The 4,695-nt window shown below is 70.2% G+C and carries 3 protein-coding genes and 2 pseudogenes; all 5 read left to right on the top strand.

The features are described from left to right. A pseudogene (locus ACZ462_RS31640) lies at positions 1-101 on the top strand (ATP-binding protein); the annotation flags it as partial. 292 nt (positions 102-393) lie between these two features. Beyond that, positions 394-3,576, top strand: coding sequence for a sensor histidine kinase (locus ACZ462_RS31635; protein WP_467809992.1), 3,183 nt, complete (start codon positions 394-396; stop codon positions 3,574-3,576). Between the two features lie 10 nt (positions 3,577-3,586). Further along, entirely contained in the window at positions 3,587-4,000 is a 414-nt protein-coding gene (locus ACZ462_RS31630; RefSeq protein ID WP_468144670.1) for a roadblock/LC7 domain-containing protein, read from the top strand. A 93-nt stretch (positions 4,001-4,093) separates the two neighbouring features. Continuing rightward, a complete protein-coding gene (locus ACZ462_RS31625) occupies positions 4,094-4,645 on the top strand; it encodes a DUF742 domain-containing protein (RefSeq protein ID WP_468144668.1) in 552 nt (183 codons plus the stop codon). After that, positions 4,626-4,695 (top strand): annotated as a pseudogene (locus ACZ462_RS31620) (ATP-binding protein); the annotation flags it as partial. The gene ACZ462_RS31625 and the pseudogene ACZ462_RS31620, both read left to right, overlap by 20 nt.

The raw sequence follows: 4,695 nt of genomic DNA, 5'->3' as shown, positions 1-4,695 counted from the left end.
CCGACGCCCCCATCATCACCACCGACGCCCGCCACCGCGCCGACGCCAAGAGCGCCCTCATCACCCTCGTCGAACACGCCCTCATGGCACGGCTGAAGTAACGGGGCCGGCATGGGTGGACGGCGGGGCGGGCTGTGTCGTACGACACGGCCCGCCCTGCTCGTTCATAACGTTTCGACAGAGAATTGCCCGCAGCCGGGCACGGGGTGCGGTCGGGTGGTACCGCTGTGCGCACGAGCGTTCCCGTTTTCACCGGCGGTCACTCTTTATGTCCGTTTTACGTAGGCCGTCGTGCCGTCCGGGCCGCCCGGCCGGACTGTTTGGAACACGGCCGTTCACCGTGCTGGAATTCAACTAACCAGCTAGTAGCACCGCCGAGAGGTTGTTGGTCGAGTGAGGCGAAGCAGCTCGAGCCCCGCGGATGAATCCGCGCGCGGCAACTTCACCCCGCCGCAGCGCGCGGCCGCACCGCCCGTCGACGTGCCCGCGGAGCCGCCGGCGAAGGGCGGCACCAGCAGGTTCTCGCCCCGCAACTGGCGCGTGGCGACCCGTCTGAACGCCATCCTGCTCCTGCCCGTCCTCGTCGGACTGGTCATGGGCGGCTTCCAGGTGAAGGGCTCCGTCGACACCTGGAACGAGGCCAAGGACGCCGAGAAGACCGCCCGCGTGGTCCAGGCGGCGGCCGAGTACGGCCAGGCGCTGCTCAACGAGCGCGACCTCACGGCCGAGCCGCTGCTGAAGGGCGACAAGAACAACCCGGCCGTCGCGAAGGCCTACGCGGCCACCAACGAGGCCAAGGACAAGTTCGCGCTCGCGGTCAGGGACCTCCCGGAGAACCAGGGCCTGGAGCGCCGCCTGGAGCTCTTCCGCAAGGAGGAGCCGAAGCTGGAGGCGGTCCGCAAGTCCGCCTACACGGCCCCCGAGACGGCGAAGAAGAACCTCCCGTCCCAGGCCGGCCCCATCCCCACCGAGGACGGCTACCTCCTCGTCCAGCACTACCTGATGCAGTTCTCGAACGAACTGGGTCTGGGCACCGGCAACGTCACCAGCTACGGCCGGATGGTCTACGCGGTCGAGCTCGCGAAGGCCGCCGAGTCGCTCCAGCGCGCCATCGGCACGCACCTCCTCGTCCGCCCGAGCGAGAACGAGGAAGTCCGCAAGGCCCAGCTGATCGCCTTCTCCTCGTACGCCTACCTGGAGGAGATCGCCGTCGGCGAGTACGTCGCGGCGGGCACCGAGGAGGACGTCAACCGCCTCCGCGAGGTGATGAAGAAGAAGAAGGACGACGGGGCCGCCAAGATCGCAGCGGCGAAGGTGCAGGCCGAGCAGGCCGGCACCCCGTTCAAGGCCCCGCCCGTCGTCAACGACTCGGCGCTCGCCGGAATGACCGAGGCGATAGCCGGCGGCGAGAAGCCCTCCGTGCTCGCGAAGAACGGCACCACGCCGCAGGCCTGGCAGGCCGCCGCGACCGCCAAGTTCGAGGGCTACGCCGAGATCGAGAAGGAACTCCTCGACAAGGCCGTCAGGGACACCGTCGCCATCTCCGAGGACGCCCGCAACGACGCCATCGTCACCGGCGCCATCGTCGTCGTGGCCCTGCTGGCCGCGTTCATCCTCGCCGGCATGGTGGCCCGCCAGATGAGCCGCTCGATGCGCCGCCTGCGCTCCGCCGCCTTCGACGTGGCCGAGCAGCGCCTGCCGGCGCTCGTCGACCAGCTCTCGCGCACCGACCCGGGCAAGGTCGACACCCGCGTCGCCCCGATCCCGATCGATTCCCGGGACGAGATCGGCGAGGTCGCCCGCGCCTTCGACCAGGTCCACCGCGAGGCGGTCCGCCTCGCCGCGGAGCAGGCCCTCCTGCGGGGCAACGTCAACGCGATCTTCACGAACCTCTCCATGCGCAACCAGTCGCTGATCGAGGGCCAGCTGACCCTCATCACCGACCTGGAGAACAACGAGGCCGACCCGGACCAGCTGGAGAACCTCTTCCGCCTGGACCACCTGGCCACCCGCATGCGCCGCAACGGCGAGAACCTCCTCATCCTCGCGGGCGAGGAGCCGGGCCGCCGCTGGGACCAGCCGGTGCCCCTCGTCGACGTCCTGCGCGCCGCCTCCTCGGAGGTGGAGCAGTACGAGCGCATCGAGTTCGAGGGCGTCTCCGACGCCGAGATCCACGGCCAGGCCGTGACCGACCTCGTGCACCTGCTCGCCGAGCTGCTGGAGAACGCCACCACGTTCTCCTCCCCGCAGACCAAGGTCCGCGTCAACGCCACGCGACTGCCCGACGGCCGCGTCATGGTCGAGATCCACGACAAGGGCATCGGCCTGACCGCCGAGGACTTCGCGGACATCAACCACAAGCTCGCCAACCCGCCGACCGTGGACGCCGCGATCTCGCAGCGCATGGGCCTCTTCGTGGTCGGCCGCCTGGCGGACCGGCACAACATCCGCGTCCAGCTGCGCCCCTCGGGCGAGGCGGCCGGCACCACGTCGCTGATCATGCTCCCGGACGCCATCACCCACGGTGGCGGCGGCGAGGGCATCCCGGACGACGAGTTCACCGTCTCCTCGATGATCCCGCAGCAGGCGGCCGAGCAGGACGCCCCGCTGCGCACCGCGGCCGAGCTCGGCTTCGACGACTCCCGCTACGACGCCGACGGGGCCCCCGCGGGCCCGGTGGGCCGCTCCCTGGGCCACCAGGAGCGCCGCGCGGCGCTGGCCGCCCAGCTGGGCCAGCCGCAGGCCGGGCAGGAGCAGGCGGAGCAGGAGTACGCGGAGCAGGAGTATGCGGAACCGCAGCCGGAGCACGGGTACCAGGAGTACCCGGAGTACGGCGGGCAGGCGGCTCCCGTCTACGACCCCGCCTACGACACCCGGCAGGCACACCACCAGCAGCAGGGCTACGAGTCGTACCCGCAGCAGGACTACGGTTATGCGGAAGCCGGCTACCAGGAGCCGCACCAGGACTCCCAGGCGTACCAGGGCGGATACGAATCCCAGGCTCAGCACGGCACGTGGCCGGAGCAGAACACCTACTCCGATGGCTACGACCAGGGGTACGGGAACGAATCGGAACCCCCTGTCGCTCCCGAACCCGCCGCGGACCGCGTAGGCTTCGACCGTCCGGGCGCCGCTGCCGACACCGGTCACGCATTGACCGGAGCGGGCCTGCCGCGCCGCGGCAGCCAGCAGCAGTGGCAGCCGGCGCAGCAGGAAGCGGAGTCCCCCGGATCCCTCTTCGAGCAGCGGCCGCAGCGACAGCAGCAGGCCGCCGCCCCGAAGGCGGACGAGGAGGCCGGCCCGGGCTGGCGCTCGAAGAACGACGAGCGCTGGCAGCAGGCCGGAAAGCTCCGCGAGCCGAAGGCGGGCGGGGTCACCCCGTCCGGTCTCCCTCGGCGGGTGCCCAAGGCCAACCTGGTCGAGGGCTCCGCGGAGACGACCCCGCAGGGCGGCCCCCAGGTCTCCCGCGCTCCGGAGGACGTCCGCGGCAGGTTGAGCAACCTGCGGCGCGGTGTCCAGCAGGGACGCAGCGCGGGTACTGAGCAGTCAAGTAACAGCTATGACCAGGAGCGTTAGTGTGAGCCCGATGAGCCAGGCGGCACAGAACCTGAACTGGTTGATCACCAACTTCGTGGACAACACCCCCGGGGTGTCCCACACGGTGGTGGTCTCCGCCGACGGCCTCCTTCTGGCGATGTCCGACGGATTCCCGCGCGACCGCGCCGACCAGCTGGCGGCCGTGGCCTCCGGACTGACCTCGCTGACCGCCGGAGCCTCCCGCATCTTCGAGGGCGGCTCCGTCAACCAGACCGTGGTCGAGATGGACCGGGGATTCCTCTTCCTCATGTCCATCTCCGACGGGTCCTCGCTCGCGGTGCTCGCGCACCCCGAGTGCGACATCGGCCTCGTCGGCTACGAGATGGCCCTCCTCGTCGACCGCGCAGGCACGGTCCTCACCCCGGACCTGCGCGCCGAACTGCAGGGAAGCCTTCTCAACTAGCAAACAGGCAGTGCGTTTCGCGTCATCGCACCGTAAGGTGCGGTGGCGCGGTTCCACAGGGAGTACTGCGTTATTGGAGTCGGAGGAGGAGACGTGACAACACCCGGAGGACATCCTTATGGCGGCGCTCAGCAGCCGCAGGGTGGGCACGACCAGAACCGCTTCAACTTCCCCTCCGCGCCAAGCCGGCCCGTGCCGGAGCAGAACCCCTACCAGCAGCAGCCGTACGCCCAGCCCCAGCAGGCGCCCCAGCGGCCTTCGCAGCAGCCCTTCCGGGGCGGCCGCGCCCAGGCCCCCAAGGCCCACAACCCGCTGGTGCGTCCGTACGCGATGACCGGCGGCCGGACCCGGCCGCGCTACCAGCTCGCCATCGAGGCGCTGGTCAGCACCACGGCGGATCCCGCTAGGCTGCAAGGGCAGTTGCCCGAGCACCAGCGCATCTGCCGCCTGTGCCTGGAGATCAAATCCGTCGCGGAGATCTCGGCACTCCTCTCCATTCCTCTTGGTGTCGCCCGCATTCTCGTCGCCGACCTGGCGGAGGCGGGCCTTGTCGCCATTCACCAGCCCGGCGGCGACGAATCCGCCGGCGGCCAGCCAGATGTGACACTGCTCGAAAGGGTGCTCAGTGGACTTCGCAAGCTCTAACGGCGGGGCGGCTCGCTCCACCACCTCCGCGAAGATCGTGGTGGCGGGCG

Source organism: Streptomyces sp. NPDC031121 (assembly GCF_055570615.1).
Note: the sequence above shows the minus strand (reverse complement) of the source record. Positions and strands in the feature narration are given on the sequence as shown.